Below are 24739 nucleotides of genomic sequence, written 5' to 3' on the forward strand. Positions count from 1 at the left end.
CCCCGTCCTCCGGCCTTGACCTGGGCCTTGACCACCACAGGTCCGCCGAGTTCTTCAGCGGCTGCCTTGGCCCCGTTCGGATCAGTGGCCACGGAGCCGGGCAGCGTCGGCACTCCGTGGGCGGCGAAGAGCTCCTTCGCCTGGTACTCGTACAGATCCACTCGACTCTCCTGCGACGTCGGTGTCAGACGCGGATGACCATATCGACCTGCGATGACGCTTGGGGCGGCGCATCCCGGTGAACTCGCTCACGCCACGACGTCCCGCACCGCGCTCGAATCGATTCAGCACTCGAATCGACCGAGTTCACGTGCCACTCGTACGCCCGAGACAGCATCGGGAAGTGACGAGAAAAACAACAACACGTACCGGCGAGCGCCGCAAGACCGGGGAAGTCACCTCGCCTCGGCGGCTCCCCGGCGCGCGGCGAAAGCGGACATGATCAGCAGGATCACCAGGCAGGCCAGGCCGCACCACAACCCCGGACCCGGTCCCGAGCCCTCGGCACGCCCGGCGGTCAGCGGCAGTTCCAGCACGCGCACGAGCACGACCACCGCCGCACCGGCCGGCAGTGCCGCAGCACGAGCCGGGCGACACAGCGGCGCCAGCACCACGGCGACCAGCACCGACACCAGCGCCACCACCAGCCCCCAGGAGGTCGTGCTGAATCCGGTGAACACTCCCGGCGGCGTGTAGTCCGGCGCCGTCACCACCGGCAGGCCGAACGCGCCGAGTGCCAGCAGGGCGGCAGGCACCGACAGCCGGCCCACCGCACGATGCAGCGACAGTTCGGTCAGATCGGCCTCGTCGCGCTCGACACCTCCCGCCACCGCTGCCACGAGCGCGGCGGCCACCGCCAACAGCACGGCAAAGCCGGTCGCCCAGGCACCGATCCCCGCGTGCGCACCGGTCGCCTGTGCGGCCGTGAGCACCGTGTCCAATGTGGCCGCCCCTGCCAGTGGCAGGGCGGCGCAGGCCACGGGCAGTGCGGGCCGGACGAGCACCCCTGCACGGGGGGAAAGCATCGCGGCTCCCACGATGGCGACCGCCAACCCGGCGGGCAGCAGCATCGGCGCCGCATACGGGGTCACTTCACCGGACCCGAGCGGCATGGTCAACTGCGGCATCGCCGTAGCGGCCACCGCCGAGACACCCGCGAGCATCCCCAGCACACCGGAGACCGCGAGCAAGCGGGAAAGTCCGGGCAACCGCACATCGGCGGTCTCCTCCCCGCGGTCACCCGGGGAAGTCCGCCCGGCAGGTATCGACAGCCAGGCCAGCACCAACACACTCAGCAGCTCCAGCAGGGCACCCCAGCCGTAGTGCAGCCGCTCCAGCACCGCAGCCGCGAACAGTGGCGGCACCGCGACACCCGCCACTGCGGCGGCCAGTCCCAGCAACCCCCCACGCGCGAAGTCGGGGTCGGCCGAGCTCACGAACCAGCCACCCGCCGTCGGCACGCCGACCGCGAGCAGCAGAGCCCCCAGCAAACCCAGTGCCGGTGAATCCACTGCCGCTTTCGGCAACAGGTACGGGTCATCGGAAGCGAACTGCGCCATGAGCACCCCGGCCGACGCGGGCACCGTCGCGAACAGCACGGCGGCGAGCAAACCCTGGTTGCGAGCACCGGTGCCGGTCGAGTCGAGCCCGCCTCCCCGATCATCGAGCGCACCGGTCTCGAAGCCCGACCCCGGGATGGGGTCGGGCACACGCTCGCGGCAACGGGCCGCGACCAAGCCGGCAATGCCCGAGACGACGTGGCCGGCCAGAAGTACCCACAGGCCGATCGAGGGTGCCAAGGGTGCGAGATCGTGCGGGTGCAGCAGGGACGGACGTGCCGCCAGGCCCGCGTCGTCGAGCAGCCGGGCATCGAGAACCAGCCGTCCGGGCACCAGCAGTGCGGTTCCGATCAGGACACCCGCGGCCGAGTCGATTCGCTGCTTGCGGGCGAACGCGGTGGCCAACACCGGTGGGAACACGCCCAGAATCAGCAGCAGGGGCCATGACGCGAAGGCGGGCGGTCGCTGCGGCGTCACCAATCCGAGCAGGGGCGCGAGCGCGGTCAGGAGAGCACCCAGAACGGCGATACCGATCGCCACGATCATCCGGCTGCCCGGGTTTCCTTCACGAGCCTGCTGATCCGGCGACCGCGCAGGAGTCCCGCGTGCCTGCCTTGACGCACCCGAAGAGGCGGGAGAGTCACCGGGCGAGTTGTCGGACCGCACACTCACCGCGCCGACGCTAGCAACCACCGGATACGGATCGGGAATCCACCCGATCCCCTTCGATCGGCGCAGCGGCATCGGACGGGTCCCGCGATCGCCGGGACATGCCCGGTGTAACCACCTTCCCGCCAAATTCACTCTCGTGAGTCCGAAGCTTGCGGCCTGCCGCTCTTGACCCTTTCAGTCCCGGAGAAGTGAAGCACCGTCTCTCGGGGCTCCGGAAGGCGACCCCGCAGGGAGTGACGCCCATTCGGAGTAGTCGCACATGACAAAAAGAGGCCCTTCTTTTGTGAAATCAATCACTCAACTTGGCAGGCAAGCACACACAGTCAGTCAACACCGCCTGTTGTTGGTCCTTTGGGGGACAGTTGTGCAAGCCACAAAGACGCAGGTAGTCGCACTTCGTGCACATCATTCGGAACGTTGCGAGCACGTTGTGTACGCACGCGCGCCACCGCGCACTCACGAACGCCGAAGGGCCGCTCTTCCATGATCGGGATTTGCCCCTAGGGGATCAGCATGGTTACCGTCCCCCCGTCCGTTGTCACGGTCCGATCACGAAACAAGGCAATGGCCGGTAACCCCCGAACCGGCCCGGGTCCCCACCCGGCCAGCGTGATCGGGCTCCCCGAAGACGGAAGGGCAAGCATTGGCTCAATACCGCTCCCCCGGCGGCCAACACACTTCCCCGGATCCGGAGGACTCTCGCGACAGCGAGCCTCCCAGTAGACGGGGGAGGACCAAGGTTCCCTCTCCTTCGTCGGCAGTTCGCGGCCGCATCGTGGTCGCGGCCGTCGCCGCAGGCGCCTTCGCGGCAGCCGGCCAGGCGATGGCCGCGGAGGAGGAACAGGCCGACACCGGTCACGACGAGTACGCCCCCCTGGCGAGCGGGCAGAATGCCGCGGCTTCCTTCGGCTCCGTGGCCGACGCAAGCGATACGGCGTCGGCGGGCGACACGGCGAAAAGCGCGAATGGCGTGGGCGGAGCCGCCCCGGCCCCGCAGGTCCTGCCCGTGGCCAAGCCTTCCGAGTCCGATGCCGAGGTGCGCCAGCTCGCCAAGAGCGAGCGAATCGCCAAGGAACGTGCAGCGGCCGAGGCCGCACGGCAGGCAGCGCTCCGAGAGGCCCGGCAGCCGGACTACGTGGCTCCCGCCGAAGGCCGGTTCACCTCCGGATACGGTGGCCGCTGGGGCACCACGCACTACGGCATCGACATCGCCAACAGCACGGGCACGCCGATCAAGGCCGTGGCCGAGGGCACGGTCATCGAAGCCGGCTCCGCCAGCGGCTTCGGCCTGTGGGTCCGCATCCTGCACGACGACGGCACCGTCACCGTCTACGGGCACATCAACACGATCACCGTGAACGAGGGCGAGCGGGTCGAGGCCGGCGATCAGATCGCCACGATGGGCAACCGGGGCTTTTCCACCGGCACGCATCTGCACTTCGAGGTGTGGAACACCAGCGGCAAGAAGATCAACCCGGTTCCGTGGTTGCGGGAGCACGGCGTCGACGTCACCTGAGTGGACGGTGCACAGCGGACCTGCCTGCCCGGTACAGCGACCTCCCGCGGACTTCGCGTTCACCCCGGTCCGGGTCCGCGACCGGCGGCACGGCGCTGCCGCCACTTCTCCATCAGCACGGGCAGTTCCCGCCGCAGGAACCCGAAGAACTCGCCGGTTTCGGCGATGCGTCGACCGGCCGGACTGTCCGCCCCCAGCGCCCGGACACCGTCGTGGATGGTCCGCTCCCAGCGCCCGAGCTGCTCGTCCCGCTGCGCGAACGACTCGTACCAGGTGTCATCGTGGACCCGGTAGCGATCGCGCCGCTGTCCCGGTTCCCGTTCCCGCGTGACCAGGCCGACCTGGGTCAGATATCGCACCGCTCCGGAGATGGCGGCAGGACTGACCTGCAGTGACTCGGCGAGCTCGCCCGCAGTGCGCTTGCCGTCGTCGGAGACGAGCAAGTACGTGAACACCCGGGCGGCCATGCGCGGCACGCCGCCGTCGGCCAGTTCCAGGGCGAACCGCTCGACGAACCGTGCCACCGCGTCCTCGTCGCGACCGGAGCCACCACCATGGCCGGGCTCACCCTCGTGCTCGGTCATCGTGGCTCTCCTTCGACACACCGCTTCTTCCGGCTACCGAGTTTACCTTGTTCTCGATATTCACGAATTAATGAAGAAGGTGTAACTTGCACGGTGTGACGGGCAGACCCGCCACACCGGCTGCAGGAGAGAACATGACCACCGCGATCACGGTCTCCGGACTGGAAAAGCACTACGGGCGCACCCGTGCGCTCGACGGGCTCGATCTGAGCGTGCGCACCGGCGAGGTACACGGCTTTCTCGGTCCGAACGGCGCGGGAAAGACCACGACGATCCGCATCCTGCTCGGCCTGCTGCGCGCGGACGCGGGGACGGCACGGTTGCTCGACGGTGATCCCTGGCGGGATGCCACGAGCCTGCACCGGCGCCTGGCCTACGTTCCCGGCGACGTCACCCTGTGGCCGACCCTGTCCGGAGGAGAGGTCATCGACCTGCTCGGCAGGCTCCGCGGCGGGATCGACCCGCAACGCAGGGCAGAGCTGCTGGACCGCTTCGATCTCGACCCCCGCAAGCGGGCCCGCACCTACTCCAAGGGCAACCGCCAGAAGGTGGGGCTGGTCGCGGCACTGGCCTCCGACGTGGAGTTGCTCGTCCTCGACGAGCCGACTTCCGGTCTCGACCCGCTCATGGAGGAGACCTTCCGGGAATGCATCGGCGAGGAGCGACGCAACGGGCGCACAGTGCTGCTGTCCAGCCACATCCTCGCCGAGGTGGAGGCACTGTGCGATCGGGTGACGATCGTCCGCGACGGGCGCACGGTGGAGTCCGGAACGCTGGCCGAGCTGCGGCACCTCACCCGCACCTCGATCTCGGCCGAGCTGAGCACCGCACCGACCGGGCTGGGAGAACTTTCCGGAGTGCACGACCTGGAAACCGATGGCACCCACGTGCGCTGCGAGGTGGACACCACCGCACTGGACGGCGTGCTGCGACACCTCAGCGCGGCCGGAGTGCGCAACCTGACCAGCCAACCACCGACGCTGGAGGAGCTGTTCCTGCGGCACTACGAGCAGGACCGCTCCCCCTCGAGCGGCGTGCGAACGGGGGCATGATGACCACACTGTCGGGCACCGGATCGCTGATCCGGTTGATCCTGCGGCGGGACCGTATCCGCATCCCGGTGTGGATCCTGGCCATCGCCGCCACCGTGGTGAGCAGCGTGGCCTCCTTCCCGGGCATCTACGCCGACGCCGACGACCGGCAGGCCCGCGCCGCACTGATGAACAACCCTGCCACCGTGGCGCTCAGCGGACCCGGCCACGGACTCGACAACTACACCTTCGGAGCCATGACCGCCAACGAACTGGGCGGTTTCACGGCGGTGGCATTCGCACTGATGAGCATCCTGCTGGTCGTCCGGCACACCCGCGCCGAGGAGGAAAGCGGGCGGGCCGAGCTGATCCGCGCGGCGGTCGTCGGCCGTCACGCGGCAATGACCGCCACGCTGACCGTGGGACTCGGCACCAACCTGCTGCTCGGCGGGATCCTGGCACTGGGCCTGGTGAGCAGCCCGGCCCAACTCGGCCTGGCGGGGTCACTGCTGTTCGCGGCATCGATGACCGCGGTCGGAGTGGTTTTCACCGGGATGGCCGCCGTGACCGCACAGCTGATGGAGCACAGCCGGGCGGCCACCGGGCTGGCTGCCGCGCTGTTGGGACTCGCCTTCGCACTGCGAGCGGCGGGAGACATCGGCACCGGGACGCTGTCGTGGCTGTCGCCCATCGGGTGGGCGCAGGCCACCCGCGCCTATGTCGACGGGCGATGGTGGCCGCTACTGCCGGCACTCGGCCTGACCGTGGTGCTCGTGATCACCGCCTACGTACTGCGGACACGGCGGGACGAGGGTGCGGGACTGGTGCGTGCCGGACTCGGCCGGGCGGAGGCGTCGGGATGGTTGGCGGGACCGATCGCGTTGGCGTTCCGGCTGCAACGTGGCGTCCTCATCGGCTGGATGGTCGCCTTCGTCCTGTTCGGACTCTTCATCGGGTCGATGGCGGATCAGGCAGCGGCCTTCGTGGCGGAGAACGAGATGGCGCGACGCTACTTCTCCCGTCTGGGAGGTTCGGCGGCGGCCACGGAGACGCTGCTGGCGACGTACATGTCCCTGATGGCGATGGTCGGCACCGGCTATGCGCTTCAGGCCACCCTGCTGCTGCGTTCCGAGGAGGCCTCCGGGCGGCTCGAACCGTTGCTGGGGGGCGCGCCACTGTCCCGCCTGCGCTGGGCGAGCAGCCACCTGGTCGCGACGCTGGCGGGAAGCGTGCTCGTGCTCGGTGGTGCCGGACTCGGCGCGGGAGTGGTGTATGCGGGCACCACCGGGGAGGTCGTCGATGCTGCAGCGGTCCTGGCCGGGGCACTGACCCACCTGCCCGCGCTGTGGGTTCTGGCCGGATTCGCCGTGACACTGTTCGGTCTGGCACCCGCCGCGATCGGCCTGGTCTGGGCAGCTCTGGCCGGTGTGGTCTTCCTCGGAATGTTCGGACCGCTGCTGCAGTTGCCGGAGTGGGTCTCCGATCTCTCCCCGTTCGCGCACACCCCGCAGCTTCCCGGTGCCGAGTTCACCGCGGGCCCGATCATCGTGCTCGTCGCTCTCGCCACGGCACTGGTACTGGCCGGGCTGACCGGTTTTCGCCGCCGCGACGTGAGGTGAAGGGCATCGAGAGCCGCCCATGCCGGTCGCGTGCGCTTGGCCGAGAGCGACGACGAGTGGGGATCGGGCGCGGCGAGGTGCACTGGGTCGACCTCGGTGCTCCCGTGGGAAGCCGACCCGCCGAACGCCGTCCCGTGGTTGTGATCCAATCCGACCCGTACAACGCGAGCAGGCTGGCCACCGTGATCGCCGTCGTGGTCACCTCGAACACCGATCTGGCCACCATGCCCGGCAATGTCTTCCTGCCTGCCGTGGCCACCGGACTTCCTCGGGATTCCGTCGCCAACGTGACCTCTCCGGTCACGCTCGACAAACACGATTGCCGGCAGTGGGTCGGCACCGTTCCCGGGAATCTTCTCCAGGAACTCGACCACGGCCTCCGCCGAGTTCTCGCTCTGTGAGCAACGGTGCTCACAACTTCTGCAGCGGGACGCTGCCGATGAGCATCAGGCGCACGGTGCCGGAGTCGCCGAAGTCGATGGTCGCCGTCGCCCGGGCCCCCTCCCCTTCGGTGGCCAACACCGTACCCAGTCCGTACTTGTCGTGATTGACCCGATCACCGGCGGACAGCTTGATCGCCACGGTGTTCTTCCAGTCCTGCCCCGAGGCCGAACGCGGGCCGGATCCCGAGCCGCCGCGGTCGAAACCACCGCCACGACCGCCCCAGGTGCTGCGCACCTGCGGCGCGGCGCGTTCCGGCTCGGTACGCCGCCACTGCACGAGTTCCTCCGGAACCTCGTCGAGGAACCGCGAGGCCGGATTGGTCACCGGCTGCCCGAACACCGAGCGCATCAACGCACGCGACAGGTACAGCCCCCGGCGGGCCCGCGTGATGCCGACATAGGCCAGCCTGCGTTCCTCGGCCAGTTCCGTCTGATCGCCGAGCGCCCGATTGTGCGGGAAGACACCGTCCTCCCAGCCGGTGGAGAACACGACGGGGAACTCCAGCCCCTTCGCGGTGTGCAGGGTCATCAGCGTGACCATGCCGTCGCCGGACTCGGGCAGCGCGTCCGCATCAGCCACCAGCGACACTCGTTCCAGAAAGGCCGCCAGGGAATCATCGGCGGGAATACCCGGCACGGCTTCGTCGGCCTCCCCGGAGGCGGGCTCGGCCGGAGCCACCACCGCCTCCGCCGACGCCTCGACATCTCCCTCGGACGCTGCCGCGGTTCCCTCCTGTGCACGGGTCTCGGTGAACTCCCGCGCGACCGTGACCAGTTCGGTGAGGTTCTCCAGCCTGCTGACGTCCTGCGGGTCGTCACTGGCCTCGAGGTCGCCGCGATACCCGGTGCGTTCCAGCAACGTGTCCAGCACTTCCGCGACATCGGACTCCGCCGCGACACCGCGCAACTCGTCCAGCAGGTCCAGAAAGCCCGCGATGGCCCGCTGCGCGCGCGTGTTGAGCAGCTTGAGCTCACCGGCCGCCGCCTGCCGCAGCGCCGCGGCGAACGAGATCCGCTCCTGCTCCGCGTGGGCCGCCACCACGGCTTCGGCGCGGTCGCCGATACCGCGTTTGGGCACGTTGAGGATGCGCCGCAGGTTGACCGTGTCGTCCGGATTGTCCAGTACCCGCAGGTAGGCGAGTGCGTCCCGGATCTCGCGGCGCTCGTAGAACCGCACCCCGCCGATCACCCGGTACGGCAGCCCGAGCCGGATGAAGACCTCCTCGAACACGCGGGACTGGTTGTTGGTCCGGTAGAACACCGCGATATCACCGAAGGTCGCCGCGCCCCGATCGACGAGCCGGTCGATCTCGGCGGCGACGAAGGCCGCCTCGTCGTGCTCGTTGTCGGCGACGTAGCCGACGACCGGATCGCCCTGGCCCGCATCGCTCCACAGCCGCTTGTCCCGACGGTCGGCATTGCCTCTGATCACCGCGTTCGCGGCCGACAGGATCGTCTGCGTGGAGCGGTAGTTCTGCTCCAGCACGATCGTGCGCGCCCGCGGGTAGTCGCGCTCGAACTCCTCGATATTGCGGATCGTCGCGCCACGGAAGGCATAGATCGACTGATCGGCATCACCGACCACGCACAGCTCCGCCGGTTCGACCGCACTCGCCCCGGACCCGGCCTCGTTGCGAGAGCCGTCCCCCGGGTCGCCGTCGTCATCCGGCACACCGACGAGCTCGCGCACCAACACGTACTGCGCATGGTTGGTGTCCTGGTACTCGTCGACCAGTACGTGCCGGAAGCGGCGCCGGTAGTGCTCGGCCACCGAGGGAAATCCCTGCAGCAGCTCGATCGTGCGCATGATCAGGTCGTCGAAGTCCATCGCGTTGGAGTCGGCGAGCCTGCGCTGGTAGGCGGCGTAGACGTCGGCGACCTTGCGTTCCAGGTCGTTGCCCGCGTTCTCGGCCGCCTCGTCGGGCGTGATCAGCTCGTTTTTCAGGTTCGACACGTGCGCGGCCAGCGTGCGCACGGGGTAGCGCTTGGAATCCAACTCCAGGTCCCGGCCGACCAGCGTGATCAGCCGGCGGGAGTCGTCGGCGTCGTAGATGGAGAAGTTCGACGAGAGGTCGAGCGCCTTCGCCTCGCGCCGCAGGATCCGCACGCACATCGAGTGGAACGTCGAGACCCACATCGCAGTGGCGCGCGGGCCGATCAGGTCGACCACGCGTTCCTTCATCTCGGTGGCGGCCCGGTTGGTGAAGGTGATCGCCATGATCTCGCCGGGATGCACGCCTCGCACGTCCAGCAGGTGGGCGATGCGGTGGGTGAGCACCTTGGTCTTGCCGGATCCGGCGCCCGCCACGACCAGCAGGGGGGAGCCGCTGTGGGTGACCGCCTCGCGCTGCTGCGGGTTGAGGTCGTCCAGCAACGCCCCCGGATCGTGCTCCCGTGCCGATTGCGGTTCCGGAGAGCCGGTCGCCGCGACCGTGTCTCCGCGCTGGAAGGAGCTGTCGTGGGGGAGGTCGAATAGGGCGCTCATCGACTGTTCAGAGTACCGGCAGGCTCCGACGGATCACCGAAGCCGAGTGCCGGCCGGTTCCGCACCGCCCGCGGCGGGTCGTCCCGCTCGTTGGGATGGCTGTGCCGCCGCATGGCCGGGGAGGAAGGTGCTGTGGCACACTGGGGGTGTGCTGACACGCGACCACGAGTTTTTTTACGGGCCCGGACTCCGGCGCCCGTAGTCGCGTGAGCTCAAACCACTACGCCGCCCCGGAGTCCTCGGACCCGGGGCGTTCACGTATCCGGGTCGAGGCCGGGGCCCACGCACCGGAGGACGAAACCCGTGAGCACCACCGTGGACGACGAACAGCAGCGCTGGGACACCCCTGCCCCGGAACAGCCCGACGAGAGCTCGATCAGCGCTCTGCGGGACGAGATCGACCACCTCGACGCCGAGATCCTGCGGTTGATCAAGCGGCGTGCCGAGGTCTCGCGCGAGATCGGCGCGGCCCGGATGGCCGAGGGCGGACCCCGCATCGTCTACAACCGCGAAATGGATGTACTCGCCCGCTACCGTGAGCTCGGCCCGGAGGGTCGCGAGCTCGCCATGATCCTGCTGCGCCTCGGCCGGGGTCGCCTCGGTCACTAGACGAGCGGTCAGTGGGCGCCCCACCCTCCGTCCATCGGAAACGAGGCCCCGGTGACCGAACTGCTCGCCGGGCCGCACAGCCAGGCCGCGAGTTCGGCGACTTCGTCGGGCTCGACCAGGCGTTTCACGGCGGTGCGAGCCAGCAGCACGTCCTCGATCACCTGCTCGCGGGGGACGCGGTGCAGGGTCGCGTGGTCGGCGACCTGCTGCTCCACCAGCGGCGTGCGCACGTAGCCGGGGCAGATGCAGTTCGAGGTTACCCCGTAGCCCGCGGCTTCGAGTGCGACCGTCTTCGACAGCCCTTCCAGACCGTGCTTGGCGGTCACGTAGGCACTTTTCAGCGGTGACGCACGCAGGCCGTGAACCGAGGAGACGTTGACGATGCGCCCCCAGGACCGCGCGTACATGGTGGGCAGCGCCGCGCGGATGATCCGGAACGGCGATTCCACCATCACGGTCAGCAGGCGGGAGAAGACGTCCGGAGGAAATCGGTGCACCGGGGCCACATGCTGCATCCCGGCGTTGTTGACCACGATGTCGGCACCCTCGCCGGCAGCAGCGGCGGTCTCCGGGTCGCTCAGATCCATCACGAGCGGATGGCCGCCGATCTCCGCCGCCACCGCCCGCACCTCCGCTGCGGCGTGGTCCACGGCTACCACGGTGGCTCCCGTCGCGGCGAGCCGCCGGGCCACGGCCGCGCCGATGCCGCTGCCCGCACCCGTGACGACCGCCCGCTTGCCTGTGAGGTCCCCTGCGCTCCCTGCTGCACTCCCCGCGTCGGGGCCGGGCGCGGGAGCAGAGCTGTCACCCATGGTCGAGAAACTTAAGGGGAACACGCTCCCGGAGGCCATAGCCGAGACGCGGTGGGTTGTCGCTTCAGGTGCCGCGGTGTCACCCGATCCGCGGCTTGCCGATGGGCGGCTCGCCCGAAAAGTCAGGGTTTTCCCCGGTACCGGACACGGATCGAAGGGAGGAGACTCTCACGTATGAGTGCTGTTGTGGATGTGGTGGCCTTTCTCGTCACGCTCGTCGCCGTTGTCGCCGCGGCCGGGCACGGTGGCTATCTGGCGATGCTCTCGACGGCGGCACGCAAGCGTCCCGGCGGCGGGCCCGCTGCCGAATTCGCCCGGACACGCATGCCGGTCGCCGGAGCCACTCTCGGTGTCACCCTGCTGGCCCTGCTGCTTTCCAGCGGTGGCACCGGCATGGACATCGTGGCCATCCTGCTCGGCGGAGGCGGTGGCCTCGCCTCGGTCCAGGCGCTGCAGAGCAGCCGGACCCGCTTCCGCAACGGCGAGTACTGAGGTCGAGCATTCCTCCGGACTCTGACATCGCACGGCTGCGAGCCGGCGAGTGGTGATTCCGTCAATGGGACACGGCTACACGAAGGTGTGTTACTTGCCGTGATGGCGGGTACCCGTAACGCACATGATCCGGCAAGGTCCTAACCTGTGGTCATGACCACAGCACCGGATCTTGCCTCCGCCGACTTCCGGCGGGCACTCGTGGTCACCGCGCACCCCGATGACGTCGACTTCGGCTGCGCGGGCACCGTCGCAACGTGGACGGCGGCGGGAGTGGAAGTCACCTACTGCGTCTGCACGTCCGGGGAGGCCGGAGCCTTCGACGGCACGTCGCGGGCGGACGTCCCCGAACTCCGGCAGCAGGAGCAACGCGCGGCCGCCGAAGCGGCCGGGGTCGCCGAGGTCGTCTTCCTGGGATACCGGGACGGCCAGATGACCGTGAACCTCGCACTGCGGCGAGACATCGCCAAGGTGATCCGCACGGTGTGCCCGGATGTGGTCGTCACGCATTCCCCGGAGATCAACTGGGACGCCGTGACGATCTCGCATCCGGATCACCGCGCGGTCGGCGAGGCCACGCTCGCCGCGATCTATCCGGACGCGCGCAACGCGTCCGCCCACCCGGATCTGCTCGAGCAGCACGGATTACAACCCTGGACGGTCTCCCAGCTGTGGATGTCGGAGTCCTCGCAGGAGCGGATCAACCGCGCGGTCGACATCACCGAGCAGTTCGACACGAAGATGGCCGCACTCCGCGCACACCACTCCCAGACCGCGCGCCTCCACGATCTCGAAGGGTTGATCCGTCAGCATCTGGAAGGAAACGCCGAACGGTACGGCCCGGCGCCGGACCGTCTCGCCGAGGTATTCCACGTGGTCGATACGGCCTGAGTGAGCTCGGCCGCCCGAGCGGGCGGCAGAAAGTCGAGATCTCATGCACAGCGTCAAACCCACTGGTTGGACCGGCAGGATCGAAGGGCCGGTCACCCCTGCACCGCACCAATCCACCACCCCGACTCCGCAGCACCCCCCGCGCGACCCGCTCGAGGACACCCACCCGGACGGTGGCCTGTACAAGTTCGACCTCGGCACGGTTCCCGCCTCGGTCACCCCACCACCGACCTGGCGACGAGCCGCATGGTTCGCGGTCGCTTCCTCGGCAGCGACCCTGGGCGGACTCATGTTCGCGACGGCGGCGCTGATGGGCAACACCACGTCCATCCAGGGGCTGGACCTGCCGAGCAGACCGCGAGGGGGTGACTACCCGCCGCTGCCCGAGGTGGGCAATCACGCACCTCCCACGGGGACGACCGGATCGGTGACCCTGGAACCGCGCCCGCCCTCCCTCCCGCACACGGAGATCGCTGCAGCGGTTCCGGAGCAGGCGGGCGCCTCCGACCGGTCCGGTGCTGCGTCCTCACCGCGGCCGAGTGGTTCCGCCACCCCGTCGACGCCCACGCCGGGTGACGAGACGCCTCCGGACGAGCCGGGTGCAGGGTTGCTCCCCGGCGCTCCTCCGGGCGAGGAGTTCCCCGGTGAGAACCTCCTCCGTGGAGTGCTTCCCATCGGTGATGTGCTCGCTCTCGGCGACACGTCCGACAGCAGCGAACCGACCGATGTGGAACCCACCGACCCCGGATATGCGGCCGCCACTTCCGGTAGCGAGGGCTCCGGCGGCGAGAGCTCCGGCGGCGAGAGCTCCGGCGGCGAGAGCTCCGGCGGCGAGAGCTCCGCTGCCGAATCGCCCGGGGTGGCCGCATCATCCGAGAACAGCGACAACCTCGATCCGGCCGGTTCCTCGTCCACCGACGACGACGCCGTCCGGCAGCGCACGGAACAGTACTTCGCGTCCGTGGCCCGCGGCGATCTCCGCGACGCTTTCGCCCTGACCGCCGGAACATTGCGCGCGCGGGGATACGAGAGCTTCGCGTCCCGCTATGCCCGCGCAGCCTCCATCGAGGTTCTCGACAGTTCCGTGCGCGACACCGGCACCGTGACCACTCTGCGCATCGTCCGCGAGGACGAAACGGTGACCACTCAACGGCGAAAGCTGGAGTTCACCGACGAGGAGAAACCCCGGATCACCGCCGACACCCTCATTCCCCGAAGGAGCCGCCGGTAGCAACGTTGCTCCATCCGAATGTGCACCGACCCGCAATCTTTCCCTCTTCGAGCGAAGACGCGACCGTCCGCTCTCGTGTGTTCCCCGAAAGAGCGGTCAAGGTTCGTGCGAGCGGTCTCCGCGACCGAGGTACCCGAGAACGCGAAGACACGAAACATGCGAGACGTACAACGATGGATTCCGACTTCCCCGGCCGTGGGCGCACCCATGGTCGGCGACGGCCCCTCGACGCCGCCGAACTGATCGATCACCGGACCGGGCCGGTCCGGAAAGCGCCGACCGACGCCGGAACCGGCCGTCACGCACGGCAACCGGGCACCTCCGGCGAGCACGACACGGCGACCCTCCCGCAGCCCCCTTCCCCGCCGAGAGCCCTGCACGTGACCGGAGTCCTGCTGACCGTCCTGGCGCTGTGCGGCGGAACGGCGACGACTTCGTTGATCCTGCAACGGTCGTCGACGAACTCCCCGGCTCGGCCCGCTGTCCGTGCGGAGCCGATCACGGGCGCACAGGCGTTGCGTCCGGACCTGTTGCACAGCGTCCGCCTGCCGCTCGCCGCGGAGCGACACTCCGGCCGGGAATCCGGCTCGCTCCGCCTCGACGACCTTCTCGGCAGATCGCACCCCGAACCGGGTTCGGCCCACGGGCTGGGGCAGGCGAATCCGCTGGCCGGCACCCCCAGGTCGGCAGCCCTGCTGGTCACCGAGTTCCATCGGCTGCTCGGCACCGATCCCGGCCGCGCCATGGGTCTGGTTTCTCCCGAGCTTCTCGCCACGCAACGCACCGACGTGGTACAGGCCTGGCACGCGCTGGACTCGGTGCGCACGCAGGGAACCCGGCCCCGCCGGGACGGTTCGGTGGTCGCCACACTCACGGCGGAGCACCCCGACGGCAGGCGCGTTGTCCTGCGGCACCTGTTCACCGTGAACATGGGCACCAGCCCGTACATCACCGGGATCGAGCTATTGGCCGCCAAACACACATGACGACCGAGCACGTGCGAGGCCGGCAGGAATACCGCCGGACGGCGCAGCACTCGGCAGCCGAGCATCGGGATTCTCACAACAATGCGGCAACGACCTGACTCACCGGCGGCGCGCACCATGCCACGAATGCTCGTTCCGAGCAGACGCACACCGCGGGGGACACGCACTCCCGCCCACCTCTTCGAGAGACCGTTTCCACACTGCCGTGCCCGGAGAACCACGCACCCGCACCGGATATGGACTGCGGAAATGATGTTCGACCGGGCAACGGATCCGGTGGTGCTTCACCGCGCGCGGCGGCACCCGGACACGGAACACAACTCACCGATCACGGATCTCCACACTTCGGGGTTACATTGGGAGGGCGTCGGCTAGGCTGCTGTATCGCGGTCGGATTGCCACGGGCCGATCCCGGCCGCCAAACAAGCGTTGTCCATGTCGGAGGGCCGAAACCCGGCCCGCCAAAATCCACCGGCATCCGGTGGGTTCGCTGTTCGGTGAGATGCACCGATGCCGAACACGACCATCCGGGTGCCGAGAGCAGTACGGGGAGACGTCGGTGAGCGACGAAGGCCGTCTGGTTGCCGGACGCTACCGAGTGCAGCGGCGCATCGGCAGTGGCGCGATGGGTGTGGTGTGGGAGTGTGTCGATGAGCGCCTGCACCGCACGGTCGCGGTCAAGCAGTTGTTGCTGCAGCCCGGATTGGATCCGGGTGAAGCCGAGGAAGCACGGCAGCGGGCGATGCGAGAAGGCCGGATTGCGGCCCGGCTGCAGCACGCGCATGCGGTATCGGTCTACGACGTGGCCGAGGACGAGGGCCAGCCGGTGCTGGTCATGGAGTACCTGCCCTCCACCAGCCTCGCGTCGATGATGTCCGAGCACGGTCCGCTGCCTCCTCGGGAGGTGGCGCGGATCGGTGCTCAAGTGGCCTCGGCGCTCGGCGCCGCTCACTCCGCGGGAGTGGTGCATCGCGACATCAAGCCCGGCAACATCCTGCTCGGCGACGACGGCACGGTGAAGATCACCGACTTCGGGATCTCCCGTGCCCAGGGCGATGTGGCGGTCACCAAGACCGGGATGTTGGCGGGTACGCCCGCCTACCTCTCACCCGACGTCGCCTGCGGCGAGGAGCCCACGGGAGCTTCGGACGTGTTCTCCCTCGGTGCCACGTTGTACGCGGCGATCGAGGGCCGTCCTCCGTTCGGGCAGAGCGAGAACACGCTGGCGCTGCTGCACGCCGTGGCCGCGGGTCGTGCCGAACCACCGCAGCAGGCCGGGCCGATGACCGAGCCGCTGATGGCGATGCTGCAAGCTCGTGTCCAGGACCGCCCGGACATGGCGCAGGTGCACGAGATGTTGCAGACGGTCGCCGATGGCCAGGCCGTGACCTCGGTCCCGTCCACGCCCACGCCGATCCCGCCTGCGATGGCACCCGGTTCCGCGGCCGCGACCAGCGCGCCGGACCTGACCCCCACCAATACGGTCGGCAATACGGTCGGCCGGGACGGCACCACCATCGCAGCGGGCTCGATCTACGAGGAGGACCCCTACAGCGAGGACGCGTACACCGATGCCGTCGCCTACATGGGCAAGGACACGCGCGGGGACGCGGCGCTGGCCGATTCGGGGAGGAACAACCGCCCGGTGCTGATCTCCGGTATCGCACTGGCGGCCGCCGCCGTCGTCTCCGTCCTGGTGACGTCGGCGTTCCTGGGCAACCAGGACGGCGGGACACCGGTGGACACCGCCGGGAACCCGGGAAACAGCAGGCAGGCTCCCCCACCGGTGGCACCGGACTCGACCACCATCCGCCAGTGGACGACGGTGTATCCGAGCGACGAGACGGACGCCTCGGAGGAAACGCAGCAGCGGACCTCGTCCCCGCAGCAGCCGCCGAATACCACGGAGCGGCAACCAGACGGAGATACCGGCCCCACCGGGAATCCCGGCCCCACCGGCCCCACCGGTCCTACCGGCCCCACCGGGAATCCCGATCCCACCGACCCCACCGGCCCCACCGGGAATCCCGATCCCACCGACCCCACCGGCCCCACCGGGAATCCCGATCCCAGCGGGGACGGCACCGACGACACCCGGAACAACGCCTCCGGCGGCGACAACACCGGCGGCGGCGGCTCTTCCGGCTCGGTGGCCTCACCGGTCGCGAGCTGAGCGTGGCCGGGCAGGCTCGGTCAGGGGGCCCGCTCCGGTGGGTTTCCACGCCCGACCGTGCCCGGCCCCTGATCGGGATCGCGCGCCCAGTACCGTTGCGGGCGTCGAGTGAAGTCGGCCGCGGGATGCCGGTCGGAACCGTCCCGCCACCGGCACCGCCAGGACCAGGAGACACGTGTGAGCGACGAAGGGCGTCTGATCGCGGGCCGCTACCGGCTGCACCAGCAAATCGGCAGCGGCGCGATGGGGGTCGTGTGGCGCGCCGTCGACGAGCGCCTCCAGCGCACGGTCGCGGTCAAGCAACTACTGCTCCAGTCCGGCCAAACCGACGCCGAAACCGAGGAAGCCCGTGAGCGCTCGATGCGCGAGGGACGCATCGCGGCACGGCTGCAGCACCAGAACGCGATCGCGGTCTTCGACGTGGCCGAGGACGAGGGCCAGCCGGTGCTGGTCATGGAGTACCTGCCCTCCACCAGCCTCGCGTCGATGATCGCCGAGCGCGGCGTGCTCCCACCGCTGGAAGTCGCCCGGATCGGCGCCCAGGTCGCCGGCGCGCTCGCGGCCGCCCACCTGGCGGGCATCGTGCACCGTGACCTCAAACCCGGCAACATCCTGCTCGGGCACGACGGCCAGGCCAAGATCACCGACTTCGGAATCTCGCGGGCGATCGGCGACGTGGCGGTCACCAAGAGCGGCATCCTGGCCGGTACGCCCGCGTACCTGTCTCCGGAGGTCGCGCTCGGCCGGGATCCGGAACCCGCCTCGGACGTGTTCTCCCTCGGATCGACCCTGTACGCCGCGATCGAGGGATACCCGCCGTTCGGCGTGGACGAGAACGCCATCAGCCTGCTGCACCGGGTCTCGCGCGGCCAGGTGGAACCGCCCCGGCAGGGCGGGCCGATGACGGCCGCGCTCATGCAGCTGCTGCAGCCCGACCCCGTGGAACGGCCCACCATGGCGCAGGCGCAGGGCCTCCTGCAGGCCGTGGCCGACGGACGGCCGCCGGCCACCGGTGACACCGGCGGGCGGCAACACGCCCCTGCTGCTGCCCCGCCGGGGCCGGGTCCGGCTCCGACGGCAGTGGCCTCCGCGCATCCGGCTCCGCAGGAATCCGGCGGCACCCGCATCGCCCCGCCCTCCCCCGCCGACCAACCGCCCACCGGAGGCGGGGAGAACGCATCCGCCGGTTCGCCCGGACTCACGAAGTCCCGGCAGCGTGCGTTGTGGGCCGCTGCCGTGGCAGCGGCGATCCTGCTCGGAGTGCTGGTCGCCAACGCCTTCGGCAGCAGCGGCAGCGAGCAGCAATCGAGTGCGCAGCCGTCGGACACCCCCGATACCTCCGCCCCCGCACCGGCACCGGCACCGCCCGCCACGTCGGCGCCCACGACCACGGCACCCACGACCAGCAGCACGCCCCCCACCGACAACACGCCGAGCTCGGCACCACGGGCCAGCGAGAAGAAGGTATCGGGCAAGGAGCTGGAAGCCACCGTCAAGAAGTACTACTCGTTGCTTCCCGACAAGGTGGACAAGGCGTGGTCGATGCTCGGGCCGAAGATGAAGCAGACGGGCAAGGACTCCTACGAGGACTGGTGGGAGGATTCGGTCGACGACGTCAAGATCCTCGGCAAGCCACAAGCCCTCGGCAACAGGGTGCTGGTGAAGCTGCGCTACAAGACGGACGACGGCAAGAGCACCGAGAAACGCCTCCTCGGTTTCGTCGCCAAGGGCGACAAGCTGCTGATCAACACCGACACCCGGCTGTGACAGAGCACTACCGATCGGGGCGTCCCTCCGGGGTGCCGGTTCCTCAGGTGCCCGCGGAATCGAACAGGGCCGTGAGCAGTGCCCGGGTGGCGGGTTGGTCGGCGACGGCTTCGCGCACGCCGACGTAGATCCGCCGCACCGGCTCGGGATTGCGCACCGTGCGCACCACAACACCGGGGTGCACGATGTCCAGTCCCAACCGCGGTAGCAGCGAGACGCCGAGCCCGGCAGCCACGAACCCCTGGGCGGCCTGGGGACTGTCCGCCTCGACGGCCACCGCCGGAGCGAACCCCGCGGAGGCGAACGCGTCCGTGAGCGACTCGGTGCACGGGCCCGGTGCCAGTCCCCCGTGGATCCACGACTCCCCGGACAGCTGAGCGAGGTCGACGGGTTCCTCGTCACACAGCGGATGTCCCCGGGGAAGCACCACGCGGTACGGCTCGTCGACGAGGTGCAGCATGCGCACGCCCCGCGCTCCGGGAACGTCGCGTCCCACCACCAGGACCACGACATCGGCCTCGCCGCCGGTCACCTGATCGAGAGCTCCCTGTTCGACCATGCGCAGGTCGAGCTGGACCTCGGGGCGCTCGGCGCGGAACTTCGCCACGGCGGGCGGGATCAGCGCGACACTGGCGCTCTGGAAGAACCGCACCCGCAGCAGGCCGGTACGTCCGGCACGGAGGTCGGCGAGTTCGGTCTCGGTCGTGTGGAGCAGTTCGGACAGCATGCCCGCCCGTTCCGACAGCAGCATGCCCGCCGGGGTCGCGCGTACCCCGCGCCCGACCTTCTCCAGCAGCGATATGCCCGCCTCCCGCTCCAGAGCCGAGAGCTGTTGGCTGATCGCGGACGGCGTGTAGCCGAGGTTGGTCGCGGCGGCGCTGACCGAGCCGCTGGTCACCACTGCCCGCAGTACCTGCATCCGACGTACGTCCAGCATGACCCCACGATACAGTTTCTCTGAAAAGTCGGTGTAGTTATTTTCACTTGTCCTTACTCCTTCCTGGCCTCACCGTGGAGAGGGAGACATCGCGGAGTGCGAGAGGAGCGGGTGCAACCGTGAACAATCCGGCGAATTACCTGCGGCTGGGGGCTTTGGCACTGGTATGGGGCGCCAGCTTCCTGCTGATCAAGATCGGTCTGGAGGCTCTGTCGCCGACGCAGGTCGCCGTCGCCCGCATCACTCTCGGAGCGATCGTCCTCCTCCTGCTGTGCGCGCTGCGGGGTATCCGGCTCCGCGGCGCTGCCACCACCGAAGCCCGCGGACTCTGGCGCACCATCACCATCGCCGCGTTGTTCGGCAACACCCTGCCCTGGGTGCTGTTCGGGTTGGGCGAACAGACCGTCTCGTCCGGGCTGACCGGCGTACTCAACGCAACGACGCCACTGTGGACGGTCCTGTTCGGGCTGCTGTTCGGCACGGAGCGGTCACTGACGCCGGTGCGGTTCACCGGGTTGCTGCTCGGCTTCGCCGGGGTCGTGGTGATTCTGGCGCCGTGGACCGCAAGCGGCGCCTTCGGCTGGGGCGCGCTGGCATGCCTGGCAGCCGCCGTCAGCTACGGCATCGGCTTCGTCTACATCGGCCGCAGCCTCACCGATGCCCGGGTCGACGGGCAGCAGCTGCCGCCGCTGGGCGTCGCCGCGATGCAGATGACGGCCGCCACCGGACTCGGACTGCTCGCGCTTCCCGTGGGTGGGCTTCAGCCCGTGGCACTCGATCCGGTGCCGCTGCTCGCCGTCGCCGTGCTGGGCATTGTCGGCACCGGCTTCGCCTTCGCGCTGAACATGCGAATCATCTCCGATGAGGGCGCCACGACCGCCTCCACCGTGACCTACCTGATGCCCCTGGTCTCGGTGCTGCTCGGCTGGCTGGTCCTGAACGAGCAGTTCGGGCCGCGCGTCCTGGTCGGCATGGCCGTCGTACTGGTCGGGGTCGCGCTGAGCAGGCAGGGGACCGGCTCGCCGGGACCCGGTTCACGGCAGGCTGCCCGCGTCGAGGCCACAGCCCGGCGCAGCGACTCCGAAGACCCCGAGGTGTCCACCACGGCGCAGTGCGGCCACCCGTCGAGGTGATCCCGGCGGTTTCGCGAGAACCGCCGGGCCTACACCAGACGGCGGTCCGAGGCCCAGCGGGACAGCTCGTAGCGGTTCGACAGCTGGGTCTTGCGCAGCACGCTGGACACGTGCGTCTCGACCGTCTTGACCGAGATGAACAGCTCCGAGGCGATCTCCTTGTAGGCGTAGCCGCGCGCGAGCAACCGCAGCACGTCCCGTTCCCGCGGAGTGAGCTGGTCGAGTTCGGGATCGCCAATCGGCGCCGAGTCCGGGCCTTGTGAGAACGCGTCGAGCACGAACCCGGCCAGCCGCGGCGAGAACACCGGGTCCCCACCCGCCACGCGGCAGACCGCGTCCGCGAGCTCCCTCCCGGAGATCGTCTTCGTCACGTACCCGCGGGCACCACCACGGATGACCGTGATGACGTCCTCGGCGGCATCGGACACCGACAGGGCCAGGAACACCACCTCCGGCTGCCTGTCGCGCACCCGGCGCAGCACCTCGGAACCGCCCCCGTCCGGCATGTGCACATCCAGCAGGACGACCTCGGGTGCGAAGTGGCCGATCCCGGCCACGGCCTCGTCCACCGAGCCGGCCTCACCGATCACCTCGACCCGATCCCCCGCATCGGCGAGCTCGGCCCGCACGCCGGCACGGAACAGGGCATGGTCGTCGACCAGAAACACCCGTACCGGGCCGGTCCGTTCGCCGTCGTCTTCTGCACCGGTCATCGCAACTCCCCTTCTCCCGGCCGGCTTCCGTGCCTGCCGTACCTTCCCCGGACTCGTCCCCGGCTCAGCGGCCGGAACGGGGCATTCTCAACTGCACCTCGGTCCCGGCCCCGGCCGCGGTGCGCAGACGGGTGTGCCCACCATTGCGCTCCATCCTGCCCCGGACCGAGTCGGCGAGCCCGTGCCGATCGGCGGGGACATCGTCCGGATCGAAACCGACACCCCGGTCTCGTACGAAAACCTCGACACATTCCTGCTGCACCTCGGCGTAGACACTGACCTCGTCCACTCCCGCGTGCTTGGCGGCGTTGACGACGGCCTCCCTCGCAGCCGCGAGCGTCGCCGTGCCCGACTCGTCAAGAGCGCAGTCACCCACGACGACCGGCTGCACCGTGATCGCGAAGGTGTCCTCGACATCGGCACAGATCCGGGCGAGCTCATCGGACAGTGTCACAGCCCGGCTCGCGACCGGTGAACCACCGACCTCGCCCTGCCCGGCCGCCGTCTCCCCACGCCCGGCTCGGGCCGGTTCCGCCTTCCCGGATTCCGCGGCCCGGTAGCCCCCCGATCCGTACAGCCAGTGGCGCAGTTCCCGCTCCTGCCCCCGCGCCAGGCGCCGCACCTGACGAGAGGAGTCCGACTGCTTCTGGATCAGCGCGAGAGTCTGCAGCACCGAGTCGTGCAAGTGCGCCGCGATCTCGGCACGCTCCTGGGATCTGATCCGACTCGCGCGCTCGACATTGAGGTCGCGCACCAGACGCACCCACCACGGCACGGTGAGCACGGCGGCGCCGACCAGTGTCGCCAACACCGCCAGGAGGGCGAACTGCAGTGCACTCACGGACACATTGCTCACCAGGAAGACCACGATGCCCGCGACGACGAGGCAGACACCGGCGAGGATCCGCACCGCGGCGAAGCGTCCTCCCCCTCCGAGCATCGCACCGGCCACGCCGGAGCGGGCATTCCGCCGCCACCGGCGCCGCTGCGACTCGTCGGCCTCCCGCCACACCACCGCGGCTCCGATCAGGGTCACCGCGAGCGGGCCTGCCAGCCACGGTGGGAGCGCCCCGAAGGAAACGACGGTGACCGCCAGACCGAGCCCGAGAACGAGCAGACCGAAGCCCTGCTGACGTTCCCGGGGCGACGGCGGATGCTCCGCACCGGCCTGCTGTGGCACGAACACCCACAGCAGGCCGTAGGCCAGGATTCCGGCCCCGCCGAAAGCGGCGAGCGCGGCGAACACCGCCCGCACCCACAGCACCGGCACATCCAGGTGCTCAGCGGTCCCCGTGGCCACACCGGCGACCAGCCGCCCGGAGCGCTGCCTGCGCAGTCGGGCGGATTCGGGCAGCGTCTCCGAGTTCTGCAGCGGCCGCAGGCGGTCCGCGGAGGCGGGCGGGTACTCGTCACCGTCCGCTTGCACGGAACGCTCGGGGCGGATGTTCACACCATCGATGGTTGCACGGGCGCACACCTGCGGACATCGGGGAAGCACCCGTGCCTTTCCGGGCCGACTCAGGGGCGTCCCCGATGCCCGGACGGTCTCCGCACCCGGATAGTGGAAACCATGAGCAGGCCGAACGGACACACAACCGCGGGCATCGAGGACACGGTCCGCGACTTCTGGGCCAACCGGCCGGTGCGGCCCCGCGCGGGGGCCAAACTCGGCGGTGTCTCGGCAGCCCTCGGCAGCCGGTACGGCATCGACCCGGTCCTGGTGCGGGTCGCCTTCGTGGTCGGCACCTTCTACGGCGGCGCCGGGCTCGTGCTGTACCTGCTGGGCTGGCTGCTGTTTCCGAAGGAAGGAACCGGCAAGCCCGGTGAGGTCGGCTCCCGCAGCACCTCGGGACCGATGCTGGTGCTGCTCGTACTGCTGCTCGTTCCCGCACTGTTCGCCGTTGCCGACCTTGCAGGACTGTTCGGTCTGGTACTCGGCGGACTCGGCCTGTACCTGCTCCATCGCCACCACCGTGATCGCCCATCGGCACCCGTGGCCGCGCAGCAGCGCGAGCAGGGCACCACAGGCGAGCAGAGCACCGCCGGTGAACAGGCCACCGCCGGTGACGCCAACACGTGGGTGTATCCGGGCACGAACCGCAGCAGCACGGCCGGCGACACCGAACGCACGGACCCCCCGTCGTGGGACCCGCTCGGTGCCGCACCGTTCGCCTGGGACCTTCCCGAGCCCGGCGAGCAGTCGCCCGAGCCGGAACCTCCGCGCACGCATCGCCGGTCGGTCACGCTCATCACCCTCGCGCTGGCCCTGCTCGCGGGTGGCCTCGGCGTGGCGATCGGTATGTCGCCCGCCGACGCGGTCGCCGTCGGCCTGGCGGTGCTCGGCGCCGGGATGATCGTCGGCGCGTTCGTGCAGGGCGGTCGCGGCCTGATCGGCTTCGCGATCCCGGTGGCCGCGCTGGCGATGCTGCTGAGCGTGCTCCCGACTCCGTGGCGGGGATTCACCTCCGAGGAGGTGCGTCCCGACACGATCGGCGAGGTGCGCGACACCTACACCGGTTCGGTGGGCAACATCGAGCTCCATCTCGACGATCTGCGGTTCGCCGACGAGCAGCAACTGGCCACGAGTGCCCACATCGGGCTGGGCAACATCAGCGTGTATCTCCCGCCGAACGTCGACGCGACAGTACGGTGCTCGACCGGTGGCATGGGCGCCGTCGACTGCCTGGGCGAGCAGCGCGAGGGCCGAGACCTCCGGGTCGAAACCACCGACCTCGGGGCGGACGGCCCCGGCGGGGGCACCATCGCGCTCGACCTGACGGCGGACACCGGCAATGTGGAGGTCTTCCGTGGCTGACAACGACTTTTCCGCTCAGAGCCCGGCTCCCCGGGAACCGGGCACCCCACCCCGGGACGTGCCTCCCTCGAGCACTCGGGCCGCCGCCCCGGTGCGTCGGGGCGGCCCCGACCCGATCACCCTGACGGCCGGGCTGCTCACCCTGGCCGTCGCGGTCTACGTCCTGGTCGGGGGGCCGTGGAGCCTGCAGTGGGTGCTGGCGCTCGGTGCGATCGGTATCGGCGGCGCCATGCTCGTCGCCTCGCTGCGCCCGTATCGCGACCGGTAGGCG

Annotated in this window: 22 protein-coding genes; 14 read left to right on the plus strand and 8 right to left on the minus strand. The window is 69.7% G+C overall.

Going from position 1 to position 24739, the window contains the following annotated elements; translation table 11 throughout:
• Window positions 1-161 (minus strand): ATP-grasp domain-containing protein (locus tag DFQ14_RS00005; RefSeq protein ID WP_179951452.1); only part of this gene is annotated, 161 nt, incomplete at its 3' end.
• A 234-nt stretch (window positions 162-395) separates the two neighbouring features.
• Entirely contained in the window at window positions 396-2105 is a 1710-nt protein-coding gene (locus DFQ14_RS00010; RefSeq protein ID WP_114450955.1) for a hypothetical protein, read from the minus strand.
• Window positions 2106-3003: 898 nt separating this feature from the next.
• Between DFQ14_RS00010 and DFQ14_RS00015 the strand changes: the two genes are divergently transcribed.
• On the plus strand, window positions 3004-3747 hold the full coding sequence (locus DFQ14_RS00015; RefSeq protein WP_246195832.1) for a M23 family metallopeptidase: 744 nt from the start codon (window positions 3004-3006) through the stop codon (window positions 3745-3747).
• 59 nt (window positions 3748-3806) lie between these two features.
• On the opposite strand, the gene DFQ14_RS00020 is transcribed toward DFQ14_RS00015, so the two are convergent.
• Window positions 3807-4331, minus strand: a complete 525-nt coding sequence (locus tag DFQ14_RS00020) for a GbsR/MarR family transcriptional regulator (RefSeq protein WP_114450956.1) — start codon at window positions 4329-4331, stop codon at window positions 3807-3809.
• A gap of 134 nt (window positions 4332-4465) precedes the next feature.
• Here DFQ14_RS00020 and DFQ14_RS00025 point away from each other — a divergent pair, with 134 nt between their 5' ends.
• Genes DFQ14_RS00025 through DFQ14_RS00035 form a run of 3 tightly spaced genes read left to right on the plus strand, consistent with a single transcriptional unit; the run spans window position 4466 to window position 7382 of the window.
• Window positions 4466-5383, plus strand: a complete 918-nt coding sequence (locus tag DFQ14_RS00025; protein ID WP_114450957.1) for an ABC transporter ATP-binding protein — start codon at window positions 4466-4468, stop codon at window positions 5381-5383.
• Window positions 5383-6981 carry an ABC transporter permease gene (locus DFQ14_RS00030; RefSeq protein ID WP_114450958.1) on the plus strand — a complete coding sequence of 533 codons (1599 nt, stop codon included), beginning with the start codon at window positions 5383-5385 and terminating at the stop codon, window positions 6979-6981. Before DFQ14_RS00025 ends, DFQ14_RS00030 begins: the two co-directional genes overlap by 1 nt.
• A gap of 56 nt (window positions 6982-7037) precedes the next feature.
• Entirely contained in the window at window positions 7038-7382 is a 345-nt protein-coding gene (locus DFQ14_RS00035) for a type II toxin-antitoxin system PemK/MazF family toxin (RefSeq protein WP_114450959.1), read from the plus strand.
• A gap of 10 nt (window positions 7383-7392) precedes the next feature.
• Here the strand turns inward: DFQ14_RS00035 and DFQ14_RS00040 are convergent, their stop codons facing one another.
• Window positions 7393-9909, minus strand: a complete 2517-nt coding sequence (locus DFQ14_RS00040; protein ID WP_114450960.1) for a UvrD-helicase domain-containing protein — start codon at window positions 9907-9909, stop codon at window positions 7393-7395.
• Window positions 9910-10224: 315 nt separating this feature from the next.
• Between DFQ14_RS00040 and DFQ14_RS00045 the strand changes: the two genes are divergently transcribed.
• Window positions 10225-10518 (plus strand): chorismate mutase, encoded by a 294-nt coding sequence (locus DFQ14_RS00045; protein WP_420810121.1) that lies wholly within the window; start codon window positions 10225-10227, stop codon window positions 10516-10518.
• An 8-nt stretch (window positions 10519-10526) separates the two neighbouring features.
• Here the strand turns inward: DFQ14_RS00045 and DFQ14_RS00050 are convergent, their stop codons facing one another.
• Window positions 10527-11330 (minus strand): 3-hydroxybutyrate dehydrogenase, encoded by an 804-nt coding sequence (locus tag DFQ14_RS00050; protein ID WP_114450962.1) that lies wholly within the window; start codon window positions 11328-11330, stop codon window positions 10527-10529.
• A gap of 174 nt (window positions 11331-11504) precedes the next feature.
• Here DFQ14_RS00050 and DFQ14_RS00055 point away from each other — a divergent pair, with 174 nt between their 5' ends.
• From DFQ14_RS00055 to DFQ14_RS00080, 6 genes are all read left to right on the plus strand, one after another.
• Window positions 11505-11822, plus strand: a complete 318-nt coding sequence (locus DFQ14_RS00055) for a hypothetical protein (RefSeq protein ID WP_114450963.1) — start codon at window positions 11505-11507, stop codon at window positions 11820-11822.
• 153 nt (window positions 11823-11975) lie between these two features.
• Window positions 11976-12713, plus strand: a complete 738-nt coding sequence (locus DFQ14_RS00060; RefSeq protein WP_114451472.1) for a PIG-L deacetylase family protein — start codon at window positions 11976-11978, stop codon at window positions 12711-12713.
• Window positions 12714-12756: 43 nt separating this feature from the next.
• Entirely contained in the window at window positions 12757-13944 is a 1188-nt protein-coding gene (locus tag DFQ14_RS00065; RefSeq protein WP_114450964.1) for a hypothetical protein, read from the plus strand.
• 173 nt (window positions 13945-14117) lie between these two features.
• Window positions 14118-14930 carry a hypothetical protein gene (locus DFQ14_RS00070; RefSeq protein WP_114450965.1) on the plus strand — a complete coding sequence of 271 codons (813 nt, stop codon included), beginning with the start codon at window positions 14118-14120 and terminating at the stop codon, window positions 14928-14930.
• A gap of 559 nt (window positions 14931-15489) precedes the next feature.
• On the plus strand, window positions 15490-17103 hold the full coding sequence (locus DFQ14_RS00075) for a serine/threonine-protein kinase (protein WP_114450966.1): 1614 nt from the start codon (window positions 15490-15492) through the stop codon (window positions 17101-17103).
• A gap of 177 nt (window positions 17104-17280) precedes the next feature.
• Window positions 17281-18870 (plus strand): serine/threonine-protein kinase, encoded by a 1590-nt coding sequence (locus DFQ14_RS00080; protein ID WP_114450967.1) that lies wholly within the window; start codon window positions 17281-17283, stop codon window positions 18868-18870.
• 43 nt (window positions 18871-18913) lie between these two features.
• Here the strand turns inward: DFQ14_RS00080 and DFQ14_RS00085 are convergent, their stop codons facing one another.
• Window positions 18914-19807 (minus strand): LysR family transcriptional regulator, encoded by an 894-nt coding sequence (locus tag DFQ14_RS00085; RefSeq protein ID WP_114450968.1) that lies wholly within the window; start codon window positions 19805-19807, stop codon window positions 18914-18916.
• Between the two features lie 119 nt (window positions 19808-19926).
• On the opposite strand from DFQ14_RS00085, the gene DFQ14_RS00090 reads away from it, so the two are divergent.
• Window positions 19927-20940 (plus strand): DMT family transporter, encoded by a 1014-nt coding sequence (locus DFQ14_RS00090; protein WP_114450969.1) that lies wholly within the window; start codon window positions 19927-19929, stop codon window positions 20938-20940.
• 29 nt (window positions 20941-20969) lie between these two features.
• On the opposite strand, the gene DFQ14_RS00095 is transcribed toward DFQ14_RS00090, so the two are convergent.
• The gene (locus DFQ14_RS00095; protein WP_114450970.1) at window positions 20970-21653 is read right to left on the minus strand and encodes a response regulator; all 684 of its coding nucleotides are present in this window, start codon (window positions 21651-21653) and stop codon (window positions 20970-20972) included.
• 64 nt (window positions 21654-21717) lie between these two features.
• Window positions 21718-23034 (minus strand): ATP-binding protein, encoded by a 1317-nt coding sequence (locus DFQ14_RS00100; protein ID WP_246195834.1) that lies wholly within the window; start codon window positions 23032-23034, stop codon window positions 21718-21720.
• A gap of 189 nt (window positions 23035-23223) precedes the next feature.
• On the opposite strand from DFQ14_RS00100, the gene DFQ14_RS00105 reads away from it, so the two are divergent.
• Entirely contained in the window at window positions 23224-24468 is a 1245-nt protein-coding gene (locus tag DFQ14_RS00105) for a PspC domain-containing protein (RefSeq protein ID WP_114450971.1), read from the plus strand.
• Window positions 24461-24736 (plus strand): hypothetical protein, encoded by a 276-nt coding sequence (locus DFQ14_RS00110; protein ID WP_246195825.1) that lies wholly within the window; start codon window positions 24461-24463, stop codon window positions 24734-24736. The genes DFQ14_RS00105 and DFQ14_RS00110 overlap by 8 nt, the downstream gene beginning before the upstream one ends.
• Window positions 24737-24739: the final 3 nt, after the last annotated feature.

The organism is Halopolyspora algeriensis (assembly GCF_003337235.1).
Classification (GTDB): domain Bacteria; phylum Actinomycetota; class Actinomycetes; order Mycobacteriales; family Pseudonocardiaceae; genus Haloactinomyces; species Haloactinomyces algeriensis.

Bases quoted from the DNA above. Each gene is read 5' to 3' on its own strand.
- DFQ14_RS00010 (WP_114450955.1), bottom strand. From the start codon at position 2,105: ATGATCGTGGCGATCGGTATCGCCGTTCTGGGTGCTCTCCTGACCGCG.
- DFQ14_RS00020 (WP_114450956.1), bottom strand. From the start codon at position 4,331: ATGACCGAGCACGAGGGTGAGCCCGGCCATGGTGGTGGCTCCGGTCGC.
- DFQ14_RS00025 (WP_114450957.1), top strand. From the start codon at position 4,466: ATGACCACCGCGATCACGGTCTCCGGACTGGAAAAGCACTACGGGCGC.
- DFQ14_RS00030 (WP_114450958.1), top strand. From the start codon at position 5,383: ATGACCACACTGTCGGGCACCGGATCGCTGATCCGGTTGATCCTGCGG.
- DFQ14_RS00040 (WP_114450960.1), bottom strand. From the start codon at position 9,909: ATGAGCGCCCTATTCGACCTCCCCCACGACAGCTCCTTCCAGCGCGGA.
- DFQ14_RS00050 (WP_114450962.1), bottom strand. From the start codon at position 11,330: ATGGGTGACAGCTCTGCTCCCGCGCCCGGCCCCGACGCGGGGAGTGCA.
- DFQ14_RS00055 (WP_114450963.1), top strand. From the start codon at position 11,505: ATGAGTGCTGTTGTGGATGTGGTGGCCTTTCTCGTCACGCTCGTCGCC.
- DFQ14_RS00060 (WP_114451472.1), top strand. From the start codon at position 11,976: ATGACCACAGCACCGGATCTTGCCTCCGCCGACTTCCGGCGGGCACTC.
- DFQ14_RS00065 (WP_114450964.1), top strand. From the start codon at position 12,757: ATGCACAGCGTCAAACCCACTGGTTGGACCGGCAGGATCGAAGGGCCG.
- DFQ14_RS00070 (WP_114450965.1), top strand. From the start codon at position 14,118: ATGGATTCCGACTTCCCCGGCCGTGGGCGCACCCATGGTCGGCGACGG.
- DFQ14_RS00085 (WP_114450968.1), bottom strand. From the start codon at position 19,807: ATGCTGGACGTACGTCGGATGCAGGTACTGCGGGCAGTGGTGACCAGC.
- DFQ14_RS00095 (WP_114450970.1), bottom strand. From the start codon at position 21,653: ATGACCGGTGCAGAAGACGACGGCGAACGGACCGGCCCGGTACGGGTG.
- DFQ14_RS00105 (WP_114450971.1), top strand. From the start codon at position 23,224: ATGAGCAGGCCGAACGGACACACAACCGCGGGCATCGAGGACACGGTC.